19 protein-coding genes are annotated in these 19,806 nt (G+C 72.4%); 10 read left to right on the forward strand and 9 right to left on the reverse strand.

Annotated features, from left to right (window positions below; genetic code table 11):
- Positions 1-68: 68 nt before the first annotated feature.
- Together ACIQHQ_RS16285 and ACIQHQ_RS16290 are read right to left on the reverse strand one after the other, a co-directional pair.
- Entirely contained in the window at positions 69-1,220 is a 1,152-nt protein-coding gene (locus ACIQHQ_RS16285) for a diguanylate cyclase domain-containing protein (RefSeq protein ID WP_402612553.1), read from the reverse strand.
- Between the two features lie 90 nt (positions 1,221-1,310).
- Entirely contained in the window at positions 1,311-2,111 is an 801-nt protein-coding gene (locus ACIQHQ_RS16290) for an enoyl-CoA hydratase/isomerase family protein (RefSeq protein WP_402612554.1), read from the reverse strand.
- A 228-nt stretch (positions 2,112-2,339) separates the two neighbouring features.
- Between ACIQHQ_RS16290 and ACIQHQ_RS16295 the strand changes: the two genes are divergently transcribed.
- A complete protein-coding gene (locus tag ACIQHQ_RS16295; RefSeq protein ID WP_402612555.1) occupies positions 2,340-3,014 on the forward strand; it encodes a hypothetical protein in 675 nt (224 codons plus the stop codon).
- Between the two features lie 16 nt (positions 3,015-3,030).
- Here ACIQHQ_RS16295 and ACIQHQ_RS16300 read toward each other — a convergent pair whose 3' ends face one another.
- Positions 3,031-4,137 (reverse strand): adenylate/guanylate cyclase domain-containing protein, encoded by a 1,107-nt coding sequence (locus tag ACIQHQ_RS16300; protein ID WP_402612556.1) that lies wholly within the window; start codon positions 4,135-4,137, stop codon positions 3,031-3,033.
- Between the two features lie 292 nt (positions 4,138-4,429).
- Positions 4,430-5,296, reverse strand: a complete 867-nt coding sequence (locus ACIQHQ_RS16305) for a biotin--[acetyl-CoA-carboxylase] ligase (RefSeq protein WP_402612557.1) — start codon at positions 5,294-5,296, stop codon at positions 4,430-4,432.
- A gap of 110 nt (positions 5,297-5,406) precedes the next feature.
- On the opposite strand from ACIQHQ_RS16305, the gene ACIQHQ_RS16310 reads away from it, so the two are divergent.
- The 4 genes from ACIQHQ_RS16310 to ACIQHQ_RS16325 all read left to right on the forward strand — a co-directional run bounded on the left by ACIQHQ_RS16310 (position 5,407) and on the right by ACIQHQ_RS16325 (position 8,113).
- Positions 5,407-7,011 (forward strand): acyl-CoA carboxylase subunit beta, encoded by a 1,605-nt coding sequence (locus ACIQHQ_RS16310; RefSeq protein WP_402612558.1) that lies wholly within the window; start codon positions 5,407-5,409, stop codon positions 7,009-7,011.
- Between the two features lie 26 nt (positions 7,012-7,037).
- Positions 7,038-7,247: an acyl-CoA carboxylase epsilon subunit gene (locus ACIQHQ_RS16315; protein ID WP_402612560.1), complete on the forward strand. Its 210-nt coding sequence runs from the start codon at positions 7,038-7,040 to the stop codon at positions 7,245-7,247.
- A gap of 84 nt (positions 7,248-7,331) precedes the next feature.
- Positions 7,332-7,460 carry a morphogenic membrane protein MmpB gene (gene mmpB / locus ACIQHQ_RS16320; protein ID WP_107062905.1) on the forward strand — a complete coding sequence of 43 codons (129 nt, stop codon included), beginning with the start codon at positions 7,332-7,334 and terminating at the stop codon, positions 7,458-7,460.
- Positions 7,461-7,492: 32 nt separating this feature from the next.
- Positions 7,493-8,113 (forward strand): Maf family protein, encoded by a 621-nt coding sequence (locus tag ACIQHQ_RS16325; RefSeq protein WP_402612561.1) that lies wholly within the window; start codon positions 7,493-7,495, stop codon positions 8,111-8,113.
- Here ACIQHQ_RS16325 and ACIQHQ_RS16330 read toward each other — a convergent pair.
- Positions 8,082-8,594, reverse strand: a complete 513-nt coding sequence (locus ACIQHQ_RS16330) for a hypothetical protein (RefSeq protein ID WP_402612562.1) — start codon at positions 8,592-8,594, stop codon at positions 8,082-8,084. The two genes, ACIQHQ_RS16325 and ACIQHQ_RS16330, sit on opposite strands and share 32 nt — an antisense overlap.
- A gap of 308 nt (positions 8,595-8,902) precedes the next feature.
- Between ACIQHQ_RS16330 and ACIQHQ_RS16335 the strand changes: the two genes are divergently transcribed.
- On the forward strand, positions 8,903-10,675 hold the full coding sequence (locus tag ACIQHQ_RS16335) for an acetyl/propionyl/methylcrotonyl-CoA carboxylase subunit alpha (protein ID WP_402612563.1): 1,773 nt from the start codon (positions 8,903-8,905) through the stop codon (positions 10,673-10,675).
- 248 nt (positions 10,676-10,923) lie between these two features.
- Here ACIQHQ_RS16335 and ACIQHQ_RS16340 read toward each other — a convergent pair whose 3' ends face one another.
- Positions 10,924-11,904 (reverse strand): DeoR/GlpR family DNA-binding transcription regulator, encoded by a 981-nt coding sequence (locus ACIQHQ_RS16340; RefSeq protein ID WP_402612564.1) that lies wholly within the window; start codon positions 11,902-11,904, stop codon positions 10,924-10,926.
- A gap of 165 nt (positions 11,905-12,069) precedes the next feature.
- On the reverse strand, positions 12,070-13,518 hold the full coding sequence (locus ACIQHQ_RS16345) for an NAD(P)H-quinone dehydrogenase (RefSeq protein ID WP_402612567.1): 1,449 nt from the start codon (positions 13,516-13,518) through the stop codon (positions 12,070-12,072).
- A gap of 97 nt (positions 13,519-13,615) precedes the next feature.
- Between ACIQHQ_RS16345 and ACIQHQ_RS16350 the strand changes: the two genes are divergently transcribed.
- The 3 genes from ACIQHQ_RS16350 (at position 13,616) to ACIQHQ_RS16360 (ending at position 16,917) form a co-directional block, all read left to right on the forward strand.
- Positions 13,616-14,053 carry a gamma-glutamylcyclotransferase gene (locus ACIQHQ_RS16350; protein WP_402612569.1) on the forward strand — a complete coding sequence of 146 codons (438 nt, stop codon included), beginning with the start codon at positions 13,616-13,618 and terminating at the stop codon, positions 14,051-14,053.
- 106 nt (positions 14,054-14,159) lie between these two features.
- Positions 14,160-14,984 (forward strand): purine-nucleoside phosphorylase, encoded by an 825-nt coding sequence (locus ACIQHQ_RS16355; RefSeq protein ID WP_402612570.1) that lies wholly within the window; start codon positions 14,160-14,162, stop codon positions 14,982-14,984.
- Between the two features lie 295 nt (positions 14,985-15,279).
- A complete protein-coding gene (locus ACIQHQ_RS16360) occupies positions 15,280-16,917 on the forward strand; it encodes a phospho-sugar mutase (protein WP_402612571.1) in 1,638 nt (545 codons plus the stop codon).
- Between the two features lie 35 nt (positions 16,918-16,952).
- On the opposite strand, the gene ACIQHQ_RS16365 is transcribed toward ACIQHQ_RS16360, so the two are convergent.
- Entirely contained in the window at positions 16,953-17,312 is a 360-nt protein-coding gene (locus tag ACIQHQ_RS16365) for a DUF6204 family protein (protein ID WP_402612573.1), read from the reverse strand.
- 721 nt (positions 17,313-18,033) lie between these two features.
- Positions 18,034-18,738, reverse strand: coding sequence for a PH domain-containing protein (locus tag ACIQHQ_RS16370; RefSeq protein ID WP_402612574.1), 705 nt, complete (start codon positions 18,736-18,738; stop codon positions 18,034-18,036).
- A gap of 101 nt (positions 18,739-18,839) precedes the next feature.
- On the opposite strand from ACIQHQ_RS16370, the gene deoC reads away from it, so the two are divergent.
- Positions 18,840-19,802: a deoxyribose-phosphate aldolase gene (gene deoC, locus ACIQHQ_RS16375; RefSeq protein ID WP_402612575.1), complete on the forward strand. Its 963-nt coding sequence runs from the start codon at positions 18,840-18,842 to the stop codon at positions 19,800-19,802.
- The last annotated feature ends 4 nt before the right edge of the window (positions 19,803-19,806 follow it).

Raw genomic sequence — 19,806 nt, forward strand, 5'->3', positions numbered from 1 at the left:
ATTCGATGATGTCACCACTGGGGGCGGCGTTCACCCCTTACCGAATGCGTCACACCGCCGGCACGCGGTCAGGGCGCCTGCCGGCCCCGGAACCTCCGGCGCTCACCGCCCGCCTCCTGGGACGGCTGGTCCGCCAGCCGCACGACGGGATCGTCCGGCCCGGCCCGTCCGGCCACGACCGGCCGGTTCGCCCGCTCGGCCTTGGCCCGGTACTGGGCGGCGTCGGCGAGACGGAAGAGCCGCCGGGCGGAGCGCACGGGCCCGATCGGATCCCCGGTGGACGCGACCCCGCAGGCCACACCGTCCCCGAGTTCCAGCTCGGCGGCCCGGCGGCACAGTTCGCCGGCTGCCTTCACGACCTGGTCGGCGGGCGGCCCGACCGCGAGCAGACAGAACTCGTCCCCGCCGAGCCGCGCCGCCAGCGCCCCCGGCAGCATGGCCCCGCACAGTGACAGCACCGAGCCGAACCGCTCCAGGAGCCGGTCACCGGCGGCGTGCCCGTGGGTGTCGTTGACCCGCTTGAGCCCGTTCAGATCGCAGACGACGAGACTGACGACGGCCCCGTCACCGCGATGCCGCTCGATCGCCTGCTCCAGGCGCACGTCCACGGCACGCCGGTTGGCGAGTCCGGTGAGGGAGTCGGTGAAGGCGAGGCGCCGGACCTCCTCCAGCCGCTCGGTCTGGGCGATACCGGCGGCCACGACGGAGGCCAGGACGGTGGCGAAGTCGGCGTCGCCCCGGCCGAAGACGGCTTCGCCGACCGGCCGGGCGACGTACAGCTCGCCCCAGGCCCTCCCGTGCAGCACGATGGGCGCGACCACGCAGCAGCCGCGGCCCCGGCGCCGCAGGGCGGCCACCCGCTGGTGGCAGTATCCGGGCCGCCGCCCGGCCGCGGGCCCCTCGGCGGTCTCCACCCACGCGTCGGGCTCCCCGCCACCGGCCCACTGCTCGTGCAGGAACTCGGTGATCTCCGCGAACTGGTGCACCGGATAGGCCTCGCCCTCGGGGAACTCCTCCTCCCCCTCGGCCAGTTCGCCGACGTTCACGAGGACCCTCAGCCGCCCGAGCTCCCGCTCCCACACCGACAGCGCGGCGAAGCTCCCGCCCAGCGCCCGGCACGCCCCGATGGCCGCCGCACGCCACGCCTCACGCGACCCGTGCGCGGCCGCCATCCCCTGAGCCAATGCGACGACGGCCGCCAGCCGTCTGTCCTCACCCATCACTCCAGGCTAGGGAGTTTCCAGCCAGACTGACCTGTTTACGACGCGAACGGGGACGACCTTTCCGGCCCGGGCCGCCGCTCCGGTCCCCTACTCTCCCGGCCACTGCGGCTTGCGCCGCTCGTTGAAGGCCGCGACACCCTCCGCCCGGTCCCCCGAGAACGCCGTGGCCCGCCACGCCGCGTCCTCGACCTCGAGCCCGGCCCGCAGGTCCAGCCCCTGCCCGAGCCGCAACGCCCGCTTCGCCGCCCGCAGCCCCACCGGCGAGTTCCCGGCGATCCGGGCCGCCAGCGCCAGCGCCTCCTCGCGGTCGCGTCCCTCCTGAACCACCTGGTCGACCAGCCCCAACTCCCCCGCCTCCACGGCCTCCACCCGCCGCGCGGAGAAGATCAGCTCGGCCGCCCGGGCCGCCCCGACCCGTCGCGGCAGCAACTGCGTCCCCCCGCCCCCGGGAATCACCCCGACCGAGACCTCCGGCAGCCCCACCACGGCCGTCCGGTCCGCCACGATCACGTCACACGCCAGCGCCAGCTCGAATCCGCCGCCGAGCGCGAACCCGTGCACCGCCGCCACCGTCGGCACCGGCAGCTCCAGCACCCCGGTGTACGCCCCCCGCGTCACCGGCCGCTGGCGCAGCAGATCCGCGTCGCTGAACGAGTTCCGCTCCTTCAGGTCGGCCCCGACACAGAAGGCGCGCTCGTGCGTCGAGGTGAGCACGACCACCCGGACGTCCCGGTCCTCCCCCAGGGCCGTGCACGCCTCGGCGATGGACCGCGCCATCTGGGTCGACACCGCGTTCATGGCCTTGGGCCGGTCGAGGACGAGCTCCGCGACATGCCCCTGCTCGTGCCGCCGCACCACCACGAACTCCCCGAACCGTTCCTCACTCATGACACCCTCCGGTTAACGCGGGTTAACAAGACGCTCAGATCATCGCAGCCGCACCTCACCCGCGAAAGGCCGGACGCGTCCGGTTCCCCTTCCGCCCCCGCCCACCCGTTCGAGTGACATCACCCCGACTCCGGCCCAACCGCCCGTGGGAGCGCTTAGCGTGCGTCCGCCACGGCGCACAGGGAGCGCAGGTGCTTCGGGGAGGGACCGTTTCGGGGAGGGAACACGATGACGACGAACACGCCGGCGAGACCGCGAGGAGACATCGGGAGCACCACGGCACCCCACCGGCGTGAGCCGCCCGGGCCCCTCGGCCCGGCCCCGGCCGAGACCGGGCCCTTCGCTCCCCGCGTCCGGGGCCGGCACCGCAAGCCCCGTCCCCGCAAGGTCCTGCTCGCCGTCGGCGGCCTCGCCTTGGCCACCGGCGCCCTGAGCCTCCTGCGCCTGGCCTCCGGTCCGGACGCCGACGCCGGTCCCGTCACGGCCGGGCCCCGCCCGGACCCGGTCTCCACCGCCCCCGATGACACCACCCACACCGCCGCGGCCTTCCCGGCCGCGCCCGAGGCGAGCCCCTCGTCACCCACACCCCTGGGCGACCTGCCCCCCTCCCCGGCCACCGGGGGGCCACAGCAGCCCCCGTCCACCACGGCCGGCACCTCCGCGGGCGCCCCGGCCACCGGCCCCGCACCCACGACCATTCCCGACACGCCCAACACCCCGGACCCGGCGCCGACGGCGTCGCAGGGCGACGCCCCACGCCCGGCACCAGCCCCGTCCGCACGGCCGAGCCGGACCGCACCCACCCCGGCACCCCGGCCCGAGGCTCCTGCGAAGCCGCAGGACCCGGGCCTGTGCGTGCCGGTCATCGGCCTCTGTGTGGACTCGCCCCTCGGCCACCGGTGACGCCTCGGACCATCGGCTACAGCGCGCCGTCCCGCCGGGTGAGCAGCCACGGCTCCACGACGCCCAGCCCACGCACGGGCCGCTGCCACATCGGCTGGAGCCCGAACCGGTACACGGGGGGTTCCTCGCCTTCCTTCTCCGCCGCCGCGGCCTCCTCGGCCGCCTCCGCCTCCGAGGTCGGGGCGTCCTGCGTACGGATCAGCTCCTCGGCGAAGGCGGTGTCGACGAGGACGGCGTCCTTCGGAGCTATCGAGGTGAGCCGGGAGGCCAGGTTCACGGTCGTACCGAACACATCGCCCATACGGGTGGTCACCGTGCCGAACGCCATGCCGACACGCAGTTCCGGCATCGTCTCGTCGTGCGCCATGGTCTCGATCAGCCGCAGGGCGATCTCCGCGGCCGTACCCGCGTCGTCGGCGGCGTACAGCACCTCGTCGCCGAGGGTCTTGATTAGCCGCCCGCCGTTCGCGGCCACCAGGTCGGCGGCCGTGGTCTCGAAGGCCTCGACCAGCTCGCCGAGCTCCTCCTCCTCCATGCGGCGGGTCAGCCGCGTGAACCCGACCAGGTCGGCGAAGCCGACGGCGAGACGCCGGTCGACCATCTCCTCGTCGTCGGCCGCCTGCACGACCCGCCCGGCCGACGCGGCGAGCTGCCGGCGCCAGACGTAGACCAGGAACTCCTCCAGCTCGGGCAGGAGCAGCTCGACGATCGGGTACGTCACCTCGGTGCGGGTCATGCCCGGCTCGGGCGGCTCGGTCAGGCCCTCCAGGAAGGAATCGATCTGCCACTCGGCGAGCCGCGCGGTGGTCTGCCCCGTGGACCGGGCCACCTGCACGGCCATCGCCTCGCTCAGCAGCCCCGCCTCGACGAGACCGGCGAGACGCCGCAGCGCGAGGACGTCCGCCTCGGTGAGGGCCTTGGCCTGGCCGATGTCGGCGAAGCCCATGGCCCGCCAGAAGCGGGAGGCCAGCTCCATGGAGACGCCGGCGCTGCGGGCCGCCTGGAACGGGGTGTAGCGGCGCTCGGCGCCCAGGATGAGCCCTTCGAGGCGCAGGGCGAGCGGATCCTCGCCGGAGTCGGCGCCCTGCGCGTCCTCGCCGGAACCCGAGTCGTCGACGGTCACGCGTGTTGCCCTTCCGATCTGTCACGGTCATGTATCGACCGGCCTCAACTCTACGGCAGGTGTGCGCCAGCTCACTCCGCTGGTTGAGCCGACGGGTGAGATGCCCGGCGTTTGCCGGCCGCCCGGCGTCGGTGCCGCGGCCCACCGGGGGCTGCCGCCCCTGGCCCCCGCTTCGGCCCGACCGGCCTCGTGCTCGATCGCCGGACGGCCTGGAGGCACCCGGCCCTCGTCCGGTCTCAGCCGCAGCTGCGGGCATGCGTGCCGCCGGGTCCCGGCCCCACCCGGCCTCAGCTCACGCCGGCCTCAGGTGCACGATGTCCCCGGCGCCGACCGGCTCCTGTACTCCCTCCGCGGTGGCGAGCACCAACCGCCCGTCCCCGTCCACAGCCACCGCCTCCCCCACGACCGCCCGGTCCCCCGGCAACTCCGCTCGCACCACTCGCCCGAGCGTCGCACAGCCGGCCGCATATGCCTCGTGCAACCCGCAGATCCCCGCGTCGCCGTCGGCGGCACGCCACTTGCCGTACCAGTCCTCCAGTGAGCGCAGCACGCCCCGCAGCAGCGGGTCCCGGTCCGTGCTCACCGCCCCGGCCAGCGCCAGCGAACCCGCCGTCGGCACGGGCAGTTCGTCGTCCCTGAGGGAGACGTTGACGCCGACCCCGATGACCACCCCGTCGTCGCCGGCCCGCTCGGCCAGGATCCCGCCGGCCTTGCGTTCGGCTCCCCTCACCGTGACCAGCAGATCGTTCGGCCACTTCAGGGCCGTGTCCACGCCCGCCGCCCGGGACAGCCCCGTCGCCACCGCGACCCCGGTCAGCAGCGGCAGCCACCCCCAGCGCGCCACCGGCACCTCGCTCGGCGCGAGCAGGACGGAGAAGAAGAGGCCGGAGCGGGGCGGTGCCGTCCACTGCCGGTCGAGGCGGCCGCGGCCCGCCGTCTGCTCCTCGGCGACCAGCACCGCGCCCTCGGCCGCCTCGCCCTTCGCCGCCCGCGCCACCAGATCGGAGTTGGTGGAGCCGGTGCGCTGCACCACGTCCACCTTCGACCACAGCCCTCCCTGCCGTACCAGACCCCGGCGCAGTGCGGTGATGTTGAGGGGCGGACGGTCCAGGTCCGACCACCGGCTTCCGTTCGGCTCTGATGCATCTCGCGGCGTCATGCAAGCCACCCTAGGTGTGGTAAACGCCGCACTGCCGATGCGGAGGCACCCCACTACTCTACGGATGAGTAACCGTCCCCCCTTTTGAGCAGGCAGGGAGCCACATCCCGATGTCCGAGCCGGAAGAGCAGCAGCAGCCCGACATTCACACGACCGCGGGCAAGCTCGCGGATCTGAAGCGACGCATCGAGGAAGCGACACACGCCGGCTCCGCACGTGCCGTCGAGAAGCAGCACGCCAAGGGCAAACTGACGGCCCGTGAGCGGATCGAGCTCCTGCTCGACGAGGGCTCCTTCGTCGAACTCGACGAGTTCGCCCGGCACCGCTCCAGCAACTTCGGCCTCGACAAGAACCGCCCGTACGGCGACGGGGTCGTCACCGGGTACGGCACCGTCGACGGCCGCCCGGTCGCCGTGTTCTCCCAGGACTTCACCGTCTTCGGCGGTGCCCTCGGCGAGGTCTACGGCCAGAAGATCGTCAAGGTCATGGACTTCGCCCTGAAGACCGGCTGCCCGGTCATCGGCATCAACGACTCCGGCGGCGCCCGCATCCAGGAGGGTGTGGCCTCGCTGGGCGCCTACGGCGAGATCTTCCGCCGCAACACCCACGCCTCCGGCGTGATCCCGCAGATCAGCCTGGTCGTCGGACCGTGCGCGGGCGGCGCGGTCTACTCCCCGGCCATCACCGACTTCACGGTCATGGTCGACCAGACCTCGCACATGTTCATCACCGGCCCCGACGTCATCAAGACGGTCACCGGCGAGGACGTCGGCTTCGAGGAGCTGGGCGGCGCGAGGACCCACAACGCGACCTCGGGAGTCGCCCACCACATGGCGGGCGACGAGAAGGACGCCATCGAGTACATCAAGCAGCTGCTGTCGTACCTGCCGTCCAACAACCTCTCCGAGGCGCCGGTCTTCGCGGAGGAGGCGGACCTGGAGGTCGGTGACGAGGACCGCGAGCTGGACGCGATCGTCCCGGACAGCGCGAACCAGCCGTACGACATGCACACGGTGATCGAGCACGTCCTGGACGACGCCGAGTTCTTCGAGACGCAGCCGCTGTACGCGCCGAACATCGTCACCGGGTTCGGCCGGGTCGAGGGCCGCCCGGTCGGCATCGTCGCCAACCAGCCGATGCAGTTCGCCGGCTGCCTGGACATCAAGGCCAGCGAGAAGGCCGCCCGCTTCGTGCGGACCTGCGACGCCTTCAACGTCCCGGTCATCACCTTCGTCGACGTCCCCGGCTTCCTGCCCGGCGTCGACCAGGAGCACGACGGCATCATCCGCCGCGGCGCCAAACTGATCTACGCCTACGCCGAGGCGACCGTCCCGCTCATCACGATCATCACGCGCAAGGCCTTCGGCGGCGCCTACGACGTCATGGGCTCCAAGCACCTGGGCGCCGACCTCAACCTCGCCTGGCCCACCGCCCAGATCGCCGTCATGGGCGCCCAGGGCGCGGTCAACATCCTGCACCGCCGCACCATCGCCGAGGCCGAGGCGGCCGGGGAGGACCTGGAGGCGGTCCGGGCACGGCTCATCCAGGAGTACGAGGACGCCCTCCTCAACCCCTACGTCGCGGCCGAGCGCGGTTACATCGACGCCGTGATCCTGCCGTCCGAGACCCGTCGGCACGTCGTACGGGGACTGCGTCAACTGCGTACGAAGCGGGAATCCCTGCCTCCGAAGAAGCACGGCAACATCCCCCTCTAGCCCGACAGCGAGCCCAGGAGGCCCACATGACGATCAAGGTCGTACGGGGCAACCCGACCCCCGAGGAGCTGGCCGCCGCCCTGGCGGTGGTCAGGGCCCGCGCCGCGGCGGCAGCGGCGGCGCCGCCCGGCGCGCCGGCCACCCGCGACTCCTGGTCCGACCCGTCCCGCATCGCGGCCCACCGCCTGCCCCAGCCGGGGCCGACGGCGTGGGGCCGCACCTATTGGCCAGGGTGAGACCGGCCCTGCGCAACCACGCGGGGCGCCGATTTGAGTACCCCTACTCAGGCGCCCCGCCGGGCCAGGCCGCACGCTGGGGTCATGCTGTGGTCCGACCCCGAGAACGAGCCGCCCGAAGAACTGCGCGACACGCAGGACATGCTGCGGCGGCTGAGCGTTCTCCTGGCCCTGGCCATGGTCCTGGCGATGATCGTGATCGGCGTGAGGTGAGACGCCCGGGGTGACGCCGATACGCTGAACGCATGACAGATCAGCCGCGTCGCCGACTCGTCCTCGCCTCCCAGTCCCCCGCCCGGCTCGGACTGCTCCGCCAGGCCGGCCTCGCCCCCGAGGTGATCGTGAGCGGCGTCGACGAGGACGCCGTCACCGCCCCCACCCCCGCCGAGCTCGCGCTGGCCCTGGCCGAGGCGAAGGCCTCCGTCGTGGCGGCCCGGCCGGAGACCAAGGGCGCGCTCGTGATCGGCTGCGACTCGGTGCTCGACCTGGACGGCCGGGCTCTCGGCAAGCCCGCGGACGCCGAGGAGGCCACCGCCCGCTGGAAGGCGATGCGCGGCCGGGCCGGCACCCTCCAGACCGGCCACTGCGTCTACGACACGCTCACCGGCCGCTACGTGTCCGCCACCGCCTCCACGGTCGTCCACTTCGGCGAGCCCACCGACGAGGAGATCGCCGCCTACGTCGCCTCCGGCGAACCTCTCTACGTGGCCGGGGCGTTCACCCTGGACGGCCGCTCGGCGCCGTTCATCGACGGCATCGACGGCGACCACGGCAACGTCATCGGCATCAGCCTGCCCCTGGTCCGGCGACTGCTGGCCGAACTGGGCGTCGGCATCACGGAGTTGTGGGCGCCGGCGGAGAAGTGACCGGGGACCCGTCGCCGCTCGTGCCGCCCGCGGGCGCGGCGTCGGCGGGCCCGGCCGGGCGGTCGTACACCATCAGCAGCAGCACGATCAGGGCGAGCAACAGCACCATGAACAGGAACGCGGTCCAGCCGACGAGCCCCCAGGTGAACGCGCCCAGCAGCCCGTGCACGACGGCCGCGCTGATCAGCAGCACGCGTCCGAAGCCCGCCGGGGGCCGGTTCCGCAGTGCCACCAGCAGGGCGACCAGGCCGCACAGCGCGAAGTAGAGGCCGAAGGCGATCCCGCCGATCTTCGACGACACCGACATCACGTGGGGGTCCAGTCCGGCCAGCGACATGTCCTGCCGGTCCACGACCGTCCCCAGGAACCAGTTGAGTGCCGCGACACCGAACGCCTCCGCGAACAGCGCCACCGCCAAGACCCACGCCACCGGCCTGCGGATCACCGGGCCCACCCTCTTACCCTCGTACGTACGAGACATCGCGAACGCTACTAACCGGTAAACGTGGGGACAAGAGTCCGGCGGGGGGCAAAGAATCATTGGGCCATTCGTAGGGACTCGACAAAGAAACCGAGTGGCCCGCAGCACGTGATGACAGAGACCTTGGCCACAGGAGAAGGCTAGGGTTTCCGGCAGGAGTACTGCGTACCGCGGTGCGGCAAGGGATTACGCGGGTCGAGCGAGCCACGCATCACGCTCCGTGTGGGCAAGCTCACCACTGGGGACGGGTCGTAGTGCCGTGTCGGCAGTCCCTAAACTCGGCTTGTTTCAAGGAGGGAGCCTCAATCGTGCGCAAGGTGCTCATCGCCAACCGTGGCGAAATCGCTGTCCGCGTGGCCCGGGCCTGCCGGGATGCCGGTATCGCGAGCGTGGCCGTCTACGCCGACCCGGACCGGGACGCTCTGCATGTCCGCGCGGCGGATGAGGCGTTCGCCCTGGGCGGTGACACCCCGGGCACCAGCTACCTCGACATCGAGAAGGTGCTGGGCGCCGCCCGCGAGTCGGGCGCGGACGCGATCCACCCCGGCTACGGCTTCCTCTCGGAGAACGCCGAGTTCGCGCAGGCGGTCCTGGACGCGGGCCTGATCTGGATCGGCCCGCCGCCGCAGGCGATCCGCGACCTCGGCGACAAGGTCGCCGCCCGGCACATCGCGCAGCGTGCCGGTGCCCCGCTGGTGGCCGGCACGCCCGACCCGGTGTCCGGCGCCGAGGAGGTCGTCGCGTTCGCAGAGGAGCACGGCCTGCCGATCGCGATCAAGGCCGCCTTCGGTGGTGGCGGTCGTGGTCTGAAGGTCGCCCGCACCCTCGAAGAGGTGCCGGAGCTGTACGACTCGGCGGTCCGCGAGGCCGTCGCCGCCTTCGGCCGGGGCGAGTGCTTCGTCGAGCGGTACCTGGACAAGCCGCGGCACGTGGAGACCCAGTGCCTGGCCGACCAGCACGGCAACGTGGTGGTCGTCTCCACCCGTGACTGCTCCCTCCAGCGCCGGCACCAGAAGCTGGTGGAGGAGGCCCCGGCCCCCTTCCTGTCCGACGCGCAGGTGGAGCAGCTGTACTCGGCCTCCAAAGCGATCCTGAAGGAGGCCGGCTACGTCGGCGCCGGCACGGTCGAGTTCCTCGTCGGCCTCGACGGCACGATCTCCTTCCTGGAGGTCAACACCCGTCTCCAGGTGGAGCACCCGGTCACCGAGGAGGTCGCCGGTATCGACCTCGTGCGGGAGATGTTCCGCATCGCCGACGGCGAGGAGCTCGGCTACGGCGACCCGGAGCTGCGCGGCCACTCCTTCGAGTTCCGCATCAACGGCGAGGACCCGGGCCGCAACTTCCTCCCGGCTCCCGGCACCGTCACGACGTTCGCCCCGCCGTCCGGCCCGGGTGTTCGTCTGGACGCGGGTGTGGAGTCCGGCTCGGTCATCGGCCCGGCGTGGGACTCCCTGCTGGCCAAACTGATCGTCACCGGCCGCACCCGCAAGGAGGCCCTCCAGCGGGCCGCCCGCGCGCTGGAGGAGTTCCAGGTCGAGGGCATGGCGACGGCGATCCCGTTCCACCGCGCGGTGGTGAAGGACCCGGCGTTCGCGCCCGAGCTCACGGACTCGTCCGACCCGTTCACGGTGCACACCCGCTGGATCGAGACGGAGTTCGTCAACGAGATCAAGCCGTTCACCGCACCGGCCGATGCGGAGGCGGACGAGGAGCCGGGCCGCGAGACGGTCGTCGTCGAGGTCGGCGGCAAGCGCCTGGAGGTCTCCCTGCCGTCGTCGCTGGGCATGTCCCTGGCCCGTACGGGTCTCGCGGCGGGCGCCAAGCCGAAGCGCCGGGCGGCGAAGAAGTCGGGCCCCGTGGCGTCCGGTGACACCCTGACCTCCCCGATGCAGGGCACCATCGTCAAGGTCGCCGTGGAGGAGGGCCAGGAGGTCAAGGAGGGTGACCTGATCGTCGTCCTGGAGGCCATGAAGATGGAGCAGCCCCTGAACGCGCACAGGTCGGGCACCATCAAGGGCCTGAGCGCGGAGATCGGCGCGTCGGTGACGTCGGGCGCCGCCATCTGCGAGATCAAGGACTGACGTCCGAGTCCGGACGGACAACACCGACGGCGCGGCCCCGGATCGGGGCCGCGCCGTCGGCGTCACGACACGCCCGCACCCGTGTACCGCGGATGGGACGTGTCGAGGGTCGTCCTGGGGCGATGGGGTGCCCCGCTGCTCGGACCGTGCCGAGAGCCCGGGCGAGGGCGGGCGCGGCGGCGCCTCCTCGCGCCGGGGTGCGCACCCACCCGCCCGAGCACCCGAAGCCGAGTGCCCGGCGGCCGGCGTCAGCGCCGCCGGAGATCCGCCACCCGCGCCCGCTCCGCCCCGGGACTCTGCTCACCCAGCATCGAGGCGGGCCGCAACTGGCCCCCGGTCCCTGGCACCTGCCGTCGAGGCCCGGGCAACGGCACGTCCCGGCGCTGCTGGCGCGCCGGGACGGAATCACCCCCCGGGCCCCCCGCCCCCGCTCCGGCAGAGCCCCCTTGGCCCCCGGCGACAGCGATCTGTACGCCCTGGTCGGCGAGCGCCTGGAGTTCCGTGGCGGCACGGTCGTCATGCGCGGGCGGCTCGTCCGTGACCAGGCGTGTGATGAGATCCGTCGGCACGGTCTGGAACATGGTGTCGGTGCCGAGCTTGGTGTGGTCCGCGAGGACCACGACCTCCGCCGCCGCCTGCACCAGCGCCCGGTCGACGGACGCCGACAGCATGTTGGACGTGGACAGCCCGCGTTCGGCGGTCAGCCCGCTCCCGGACAGGAACGCCCGCGACACCCGCAGCCCGTGCAGGGACTGCTCCGCACCACTCCCGACCAGGGCGTAGTTCGAACCGCGGAGCGTACCGCCGGTCATCACGACCTCGACCCGGTTGGCGTGGGCCAACGCCTGGGCGACGAGGAGGGAGTTGGTGACGACGGTGAGCCCGGGCACCCGGGCGAGCCTTCGGGCCAGCTCCTGGGTCGTCGTACCCGCCCCGACCACGATGGCCTCCCCCTCTTCCACGAAATTCGCGGCGAGGTCGGCGATGGCGGTCTTCTCGGCGGTCGCGAGATGAGACTTCTGCGGAAAGCCGGACTCCCGCGTGAAACCGCCCGGCAGTACCGCACCGCCGTGCCGGCGGTCGAGGAGTCCTTCTGCCTCCAGCGCGCGCACGTCCCGCCGTACGGTCACTTCGGAGGTCTGGACGACGCGGGCGAGCTCACGGAGCGACACGGCCCCGTTCGCTCGCACCATTTCGAGGATCAATTGGCGACGTTCTGCAGCGAACACGAAACTGACAGTAACGCCAGCGACCGTCTGCTTTCAGCAGTTTGCGCTGAATAGCAGAAGATGTTCGCACCGGGTAGCAGGAAGTGGTATAGAGCCTAGTTCCGCCGCCTATGCCGTACGCATGGTCGAATACTCCCCGCGACCAGGGAGGAGCCGGTTTCGGCCTCAGCCCTCGCCGCTCTCCTTACGGGTGTGCAACTGCCGTGCCACCTCGGCGATCGAGCCCGACAGGGAGGGGTAGACGGTGAACGCCTTCGCGATCTGTTCGACTGTCAGATTGTTGTCGACCGCGATCGAGATCGGGTGGATCAGTTCCGAGGCGCGCGGCGCCACGACGACACCGCCCACCACGATGCCCGTGCCCGGCCGGCAGAAAATCTTGACGAAGCCGTCGCGGATGCCCTGCATCTTCGCCCGCGGGTTGCGCAGCAGCGGCAGCTTCACGGACCGGGCGTCGATCTTCCCGCCGTCGACGTCGGCCTGGGTGTAGCCGACGGTGGCGATCTCCGGGTCGGTGAAGACGTTCGACGAGACCGTCTTGAGGTTCAGCGGGGCCACGGCGTCGCCCAGGAAGTGGTACATGGCGATGCGGCCCTGCATGGCGGCCACGGAGGCGAGGGCGAACACGCCGGTCACGTCACCGGCCGCGTACACGCCCGGAGCGGTCGTGCGCGAGACCTTGTCGGTCCAGATGTGACCGGACTCGCGCAGCCGGACCCCGGCGTCCTCCAGCCCCATGCCCGCGGTGTTGGGCACGGCACCGACGGCCATGAGGCAGTGCGAGCCGGTGATGACCCGCCCGTCGGCGAGGGTCACCTCGACCCGGTCCCCGACCCGCTTGGCGGACTGCGCCCGGGAACGCCCCATGACGTTCATGCCGCGCCGCCGGAAGACGTCCTCCAGCACGGCGGCGGCGTCCGGGTCCTCGCCCGGCAGCACGCGGTCGCGCGACGACACCAGCGTCACCCTCGACCCCAGCGCCTGGTAGGCACCGGCGAACTCGGCACCCGTCACACCGGACCCGACCACGATCAGCTCCTCCGGGAGCTCGTCGAGGTCGTACACCTGGGTCCAGTTCAGGATCCGCTCACCGTCGGGCAGGGCGTCGGGCAGCTCACGGGGGTGCCCACCGGTGGCGATGAGCACGGCGTCAGCCGTCAGCGTCTCCTCGCTCCCGTCGACGGTGCGCACCACGACCTTGCGCGACCCGTCGAGCGCCTGCATGCCCTCCAGCCGCCCGCGCCCGCGCATGACGCGCGCCCCCGCACGGGTCACGGAGGCGGTGATGTCGTGCGACTGGGCGAGCGCCAGCCGCTTCACACGCCGGTTGACCTTGCCCAGGTCCACACCCACCACCCGGGCGGCCTGCTCGACGTGCGGGGTGTCGTCGGCGACGATGATCCCCAGCTCCTCGTAGGAGGAGTCGAAGGTGGTCATCACCTCGGCCGTGGCGATCAGGGTCTTCGACGGCACGCAGTCGGTGAGCACCGACGCCCCGCCCAGACCGTCGCTGTCCACGACGGTCACCTCCGCGCCGAGTTGAGCGGCCACCAGGGCCGCTTCGTATCCGCCGGGTCCGCCACCGATGATCACGATCCGAGTCACGTACTCCATTGTCCCGCACCGCCCACGGTGCCACCGCCCCGGGGCCCCGCCGCAGCGCCGGTTGTTACGACAGTGACGCCGGGGCCGCCTGCCGTACCCTTCCCCCATGTCGCTCTACGCCGCGTACGCCGGCAACCTCGACGCGCGGCTGATGTCCCGCCGCGCCCCGCACTCGCCGCTGCGCGCCACCGGCTGGCTGAACGGATGGCGACTGACCTTCGGCGGTGAGCACATGGGCTGGGAGGGCGCGCTGCCCACGATCGTGGAGGACCCGCTCTCCCAGGTCTTCGTCTCCCTGTACGACATCGCCCCGATGGACGAGGATTCCCTCGACCGCTGGGAGGGCGTGGGCCTCGACATCTACCGCCGTACGCGCGTACGGGTCCACACCCTGGACGGTGAGGAATCGGCCTGGGCCTTCGCTCTGAACGCGTACGAGGGCGGTCTGCCCTCCGCCCGTCACCTGGGCGAGATCGCCGACGCCGCCGAGTCGGCCGGCGCTCCGCACGACTACGTGATGGAGCTCCGCAAGCGCCCCTGCTGACGGCCGCCCGCCCGCTCCCCTTCGTCGGAAACGACAAGACAACGATCGCCACCCCGTGAGCTCTGCCATCTACGCGCGTAGGCTTTCACCGGCTACCCTCTTCGGCGTGAACGCATCTCTTCTTCCGGACGACATCCAGGGCGACCCCCACGCCGCCACCGACGCCGCCGCGGCCCGCCTGCGCGAACTGACGGGCGCCGAGACCCACGACGTCGCCCTCGTGATGGGCTCCGGCTGGGCCCCGGCCGTGGACGCCCTGGGCGCCCCCGAGGCCGAGTTCCAGGTCACCGAGCTCCCCGGTTTCCCGCCGCCGGCGGTGGAGGGCCACGGGGGCAAGATCCGCTCGTACCGGATCGGCAACAAGCGCGTCCTGGTCTTCCTGGGCCGCACGCACTACTACGAGGGCCGCGGAGTGGCGGCGGTCGCCCACGGCGTCCGTACCGCGGTCGCGGCCGGCTGCAAGACGATCGTCCTCACCAACGGTTGCGGCGGTCTGCGCGAGGGCATGCGCCCCGGCCAGCCGGTCCTCATCAGCGACCACATCAACCTCACGGCCACCTCGCCCATCATCGGCGCGAACTTCGTCGACCTGACCGACCTGTACTCCCCGCGCCTGCGGGCCCTGTGCAAGGAGGTCGACGCCACACTGGAGGAGGGCGTCTACGCCCAGTTCCCCGGCCCGCACTACGAGACCCCGGCCGAGATCCGCATGGCCCGCGTCATCGGTGCGGACCTGGTGGGCATGTCGACGGTCCTGGAGGCGATCGCCGCGCGTGAGGCGGGCGCCGAGGTCCTGGGCATCTCCCTCGTCACGAACCTCGCCGCGGGCATGACGGGCGAGCCCCTGAACCACGAGGAAGTCCTCCAGGCCGGCCGCGACTCCGCGACCCGCATGGGCTCGCTCCTGGCCCAGGTCCTGGGCCGCCTGTAAACGACCCGAGGCCCGGGCGCGCGGCGGCCCCCGGCAGCCGAGCCGACATGTGCCCGCACCCGCGTACGGCGGGAAGGGGACGTGTCGGGGGGTGTCCGCCCGCAGCGGTCGGCGCGTCGACGAACGATCGGCCGGTACCCGACCCCATCGGGCCGTCCCGGGGACGGACACCCCCGGAACGGCCCGGCCCATACCCGGCATACCGAAGCTCGCGCACCCTCACCGGACCAGCACAGGCCGCAGGCCGCAGGCATGGCACCCCGCATCACAGACAAGCGAGAGGCTGACACCGACCGTGCACGACGAACTCATCGCACAGGCCCAGGCGTGGCTCACCGAGGACCCCGACCCGGAGACCCGCACCGAGCTCGCCCGCCTCATCGACGCCGGAGACCACACGGAACTCGCCGCACGCTTCGGCGGCACCCTCCAGTTCGGCACCGCCGGCCTCCGCGGTGAACTCGGCGCCGGCCCCATGCGCATGAACCGCTCGGTCGTCATCCGCGCCGCCGCAGGCCTCGCGGCGTACCTCAAGAAGGAGGGGCACGACAACGGCCTCGTCGTCATCGGCTACGACGCCCGCCACAAGTCGCACGACTTCGCCCAGGACACCGCCGCCGTCATGACCGGCGCCGGCCTGCGCGCGGCGATCCTCCCGCGCCCCCTGCCCACCCCCGTCCTCGCCTTCGCGATAAGGCATCTCGGCGCGGTCGCCGGTGTGGAGGTCACCGCCAGCCACAACCCGCCCCGCGACAACGGCTACAAGGTCTACCTCGGCGACGGCTCGCAGATCGTCCCCCCGGCCGACATCGACATCGCGGCGGAGATCGCCGCGGTCCCGTCCCTCACCACCGTCCGGCGCCCCACCGAAGGCTGGGACATCCTCGACGACAGTGTCCTGGACGCCTACCTCGCCCGCACGGACGCCGTCCTGTCCGAGGACTCCCCCCGCACCGCCCGCACGGTGTACACGGCGATGCACGGTGTCGGCAAGGACGTCCTCCTGGCCGCCTTCGCCCGCGCCGGGTTCCCGGAACCGGTCCTCGTCACCGAGCAGGCCGAGCCCGACCCGGAGTTCCCGACCGTCGCGTTCCCCAACCCGGAGGAGCCCGGCGCGATGGACCTGGCCTTCGCGACGGCCCGCGCCGGCGAGACCGCCCCGGACCTGATCATCGCCAACGACCCGGACGCGGACCGCTGCGCCGTCGCCGTTCAGGACGGCACCGACTGGCGCATGCTGCGCGGCGACGAGGTCGGGTCCCTGCTCGCCGCCCATCTGGTCCGCCGCGGAGCGACCGGCACGTTCGCGGAGTCGATCGTCTCGTCGTCCCTCCTCGGCCGGATCGCCGAAAAGGCGGGTCTCCCCCACGTCGAGACCCTGACCGGTTTCAAGTGGATCGCCCGCGCCGAGGGCCTGCGCTTCGGCTACGAGGAAGCCCTCGGCTACTGCGTCGACCCCGACGGCGTGCGCGACAAGGACGGCATCACGGCCGCGCTGCTGATCACGGAACTGGCCTCGCAGCTCAAGGAGGAGGGCCGTACGCTCCTCGACCTGCTGGACGACCTGGCGGTGGAGCACGGCCTGCACGCGACGGACCAGCTCTCCGCCCGCGTGGAGGATCTCTCCCTCATCGCCGCGGCGATGCGCCGCCTGCGCGAACAGCCCCCGACGGAACTGGCCGGCCTGCCGGTCACCCGCACCGACGACCTCACCCAGGGCACGGCCGAACTCCCGCCCACGGACGGTCTGCGCTACACCCTCGACGGCGCCCGGGTGATCGTCCGCCCGAGCGGCACGGAGCCGAAGCTGAAGTGCTACCTGGAGGTCGTGATCCCGGTCGGGTCCCACGAGGATCTCCCCGCGGCCCGCACGAAGGCGACGGCGCTGCTGGAGTCGATCAAGCGCGACCTGTCGGCGGCCGCGGGCATCTGAGGCCGAGGCCCCGCACCACCGCCCCCGCCGACGACTCAGGAACTCTTCCGGGCGGCTTCCCGCCGCTGCCGCTTGCCGAGAGGCGCCTGGGAGAGATCCTCGGCGGCGGACCTGAGGTTCTTGTAGCCGTACCCGCGCTGCTCCAGCCACGCCCGCGCCGACTCCTCGGCCCGCTCGGTGGCCTCCAGGATGTCCTCCTCGGCCTCCCCGGAGTCCAGGAACCGGAAGGTGAGGGCGGGCCGCACGGCCACGTCGTACGTGAGGCTCCCCTCGGGGGTGAAGGCGGCGCGCAGCACGTCGTGCTCCGCGGCCCGCTCCAGCAGCTCGGTTCGCTGCGCGGCGCTCAGCCCGTCGAAGACGCCCCGGACGGTGACACGAAAGGTGCGGCTGCTCATCCCCCGAACCTAGGCGCGCAGCCCCTCGATCAGCCACCGGATTTCCGGCACGCTCCGAGGGGCCGAGGCCGGCGGCACAGACCGGGGAGGCCGAGGCCCGGCGGCACAGACCGGGAAGGCCAGAGCCCACCGGCACAGACCGGGAAGGCCAGAGCCCACCGGCACAGACCGGGGAGGCCGAGGGCCGGCGGCACAGACCGGGAAGGCCAGAGCCCACCGGCACAGACCGGGGAGGCCGAGGCCCGGCGGCACAGACCGGGAAGGCCAGAGCCCGGCGGCACGGAAGGCCGGAATCCAGCGACACAAACCGGGGAGGCCGAGGCCCGGCGGCACAAACCGGGAAGGCCGGAGCCCGGCGGCACGGAAGGCCGGAACCCAGCGACACAAACCGGAAAGGGCCGGGCCCACGGCACAGAATCGCGGGCCCGGATCTCACCGCACGGACTGAGAGGCCGAGACCTCACCCCCCAGTCGAGAAGCGAGACCTCACACCGCAAAGACGAGAAGCCGGGACCCCACCACCCAGTCGAGAGGCCGGCCTCCACAACACGGACCGGGATGCCCGAACCCACGGCGCAGGCGGAGAGGCCACAGCCCCGCACCCCGCCCCGAGAGGCCGCAGCCCCGCGGCCCACGGCGTCGGGCCCCGACCAGGGCGTCGAGCCGCAGCCCCGCGGACCCCGGCGTCGGCCCCCGACCAGGGCGTCGGGCCGCGGCCCCGTCAGCCCGCCGCCACCAGGATCAGCACCAGCACAGCCCCCGCGAGGGCCGGCGCCAGCACCTCGTAGGCCCACCGCACGGTCACCTCGCCCCGCGCCGACTCCGCCTGGTGCCGCGCCTCACGCAGCGCCCGCAGCTCGTCCATGATCCGGTCGGTCTCCGCCCGGACGGGCCCGTCCGACATCGGCTCCCGGCTCAGGCCCTGGCCCAGCCCCGCGGTCATCCCGAGCGCGCTGCCGCGGCTCTCGTCCCGCCCCATCTCCCGCCGTGCCTGCGCCGTCGCCCGCATCTCGCGCCGCGCGGCCTTCTTGCGCGCACGCAGCGAGACCGGCACGGCCCACAGCTGGTACTTCGCACCGGACTGGGTGAGGACCTCGTTCGAGTACGAGGAGCGCAGCGAGGCGACCTGTCCCCAGGGCAGGACGACGACGCGGAAGGGGTTGCGGATCCGCAGCCGGTCGTCGCCCGCGTACACGGCGGGCCGCAGGGTGAAGGCGACGACCAGCGGCACGACGAGAAGCAGCACGGCGAGCGCCAGCCACGGTGTGCGCTCCCGGCCGGAGAGCACCGCGTCGATACCGAGCCACCCGGCGATGGCGAGCAGCAGCACACCACCGGCGATGGCCGGGACGGACCGGTACACCCGGTCCTGGGGCTCCGGCTCCGGAGGCTGTGGCGCGTGCGACTGGGACTCGGGGCTCGTCATGTCTCGATTCTGCCGGACCGGTCCCGCGGGTCCGGCATCCGCCCGGACGAACCGGAGGGCTGTACAGCCGCTACGCGCGTAGATATGCTCGTCTGGTGACCATGCCCAGTTCTGCACTCACCGCAGCTCACCCCCTCAAGGACGTCGCCGCGTCCGACAGCGCGCTGCGCCGCTTCCTCCACGGGCTCCCCGGCGTCGACGCGGTCGGGCTCGAAGGCCGTGCGGCCTCCCTCGGCACGCGTTCGATCAAGACGACCGCGAAGGCGTTCGCCATCGACCTCGCCATCTCGATGGTCGACCTGACGACGCTGGAAGGCGCGGACACCCCGGGCAAGGTCCGGGCCCTCGGCGCGAAGGCGGTCCAGCCCGATCCGACGGACCGCACGACGCCCGCCACGGCGGCGGTGTGCGTCTACCCCGACATGGTGGCCGTGGCCAAGGAGGCCGTCGCCGGCTCCGCCGTGAAGGTCGCCTCGGTGGCCACGGCGTTCCCGGCCGGCCGCGCCGCGCTGGAGGTCAAGCTGGCCGACGTGCGCGACGCCGTCGCCGCCGGCGCGGACGAGATCGACATGGTCATCGACCGCGGGGCGTTCCTCTCGGGTCGATACTTGAAGGTGTACGACGAGATCACCGCCGTGAAGGAGGCCTGCGGGACCTCCGCGCGCCTGAAGGTCATCTTCGAGACGGGCGAGCTCTCGACGTACGACAACATCCGCCGCGCGAGCTGGCTCGGGATGCTGGCGGGCGCGGACTTCATCAAGACGTCCACCGGCAAGGTCGCCGTCAACGCGACCCCGGCGAACACCCTGCTCATGCTGGAGGCGGTGCGTGACTTCCGTGCGCAGACCGGCATCCAGGTGGGTGTGAAGCCGGCCGGCGGCATCCGGACCTCCAAGGACGCCATCAAGTTCCTCGTGCTGGTCAACGAGACCGCAGGCGAGGACTGGCTGGACAACCACTGGTTCCGCTTCGGCGCCTCCTCGCTGCTGAACGACCTGTTGATGCAGCGCCAGAAGCTGGCCACCGGCCGCTACTCCGGTCCCGACTACGTGACGGTGGACTGATCAC

Origin of the sequence: Streptomyces sp. NPDC092370, assembly GCF_044755265.1 — a bacterium.
Lineage (GTDB): Bacteria > Actinomycetota > Actinomycetes > Streptomycetales > Streptomycetaceae > Streptomyces.